The sequence below is a fragment of the Oleiphilus sp. HI0123 genome (assembly GCF_001635315.1).
The window spans coordinates 1-1,423 of sequence record NZ_LWGE01000238.1; the positions used below are offsets into that span (position 1 = coordinate 1).

General features: G+C 42.7%; 1 protein-coding gene. It reads right to left on the minus strand.

Annotated elements, in window-relative coordinates; genetic code table 11:
• Window positions 1-67 precede the first annotated feature (67 nt).
• The coding region (locus A3761_RS02340) for a GMC family oxidoreductase (RefSeq protein ID WP_156491517.1) at window positions 68-1,423 on the minus strand (1,356 nt) is incomplete at its 5' end.

Genomic DNA, 1,423 nt, shown 5'->3' on the forward strand with positions numbered 1-1,423 from the left:
GTTCAAAAGTTGTGTATTTTATTACGTAATAGACTTATTGCTCACAAAAGTGATTTGTACTCATCATTTAGTTGAGCATGGTTGATGGTGACAATATTAGGTCGGATGCCTTTTCAGCAATCGCTATTACAGGTGCATTGGTATTGCCGCTTATTAAAGTGGGCATGATCGATGCGTCGACTACTCGTAGCTTTGAGATGCCATGAACACGCAACTGGTCGTCAACGACAGACATATCGTCATTACCCATTTTGCAGGTACCCACGGGGTGATAAACCAGACCTAAACGATCTTTGCACGCTTGCAGAATGTCTGCATCGGAGGTGATATCAGCTCCTGGGTGAACTTCGTCGCCACGATGATCATCAAAAGCTTCAGATGCTAGGATTTTTCGCGCGACCCGAATGCCGTCAACCAAAACTTTTTGATCTTTTTCTTGAGAGAGGAAGTTAAAATCGATTTTGATTCGATCGCGAGGGTCTAAAGACTTTAAGCTTAGTTGACCACGACTTTCCGGTCTGAGTACGCACACATGTAGGGAGTAACCATGTTGCGAAAGTAAACCAAGATCTCTGCCGCAATCATCAAAAAGAAGTGGTACGAAGTGCAGCTGAATATCAGGAACCTCAACAGAAGGACCAGATTTCAAGAAGCCGCCAGATTGGGTTATCGAATTAGCAAGATTACCTTTTTTAGCAGTAAAGTAATTAAAAGCATCTGGCAAGGCTTTTAATAACCCGGATGGCGTAATAGAAAATCCGTCTTTTTTCTTGCTTTTTACCAATACACAAGCATCAACATGTTCTTGAAGGTTTTTTCCTACTCCTGGAAGATCATGAACGACAGCTATACCTACTTTCTCGAGCTCCTTCTTATCACCGATCCCGGACAGCATGAGAGTTTGTGGTGTGTTAAACGCACCACCACACAAAATAACTTCTTTTTTAGCATGAGCGGTATACTCTTTTTCTCGTTGCGAATAGACCACACCTTTGGCCTCTTTATCTTCGAGAATAATTCGATTAACTAAGGCTTCACATTGTATGTGCAGATTTTTTCGAGTACGAGCAGGCTTTAAATAGGCCCGTGAGACACCGCACCTTTCGCCATTCTTGATTGTAAACTGATAATAGCCCACACCTTCAAATTGAGGCCCATTGAAATCGTCATTTAAAGGGTATCCCGCTTGCTCAGAACCTTTTAGGAAGCACTCATTCAAGGGGTAAGTATTTTGTGTGTTTGAGACATAAAGAGGACCTTGGCTGCCGTGGTAGTCATTGCATCCTCGCTCATTTGTTTCGGCTTTTTTAAAATAGGGCAACATTGAATCGAATTTCCAGCCCTTATTTCCTTGGGCTTCCCAGTGATCATAATCAGATTTGTCGCCTCGAACATAGACCATTGCGTTGATGGCGCTACTTCC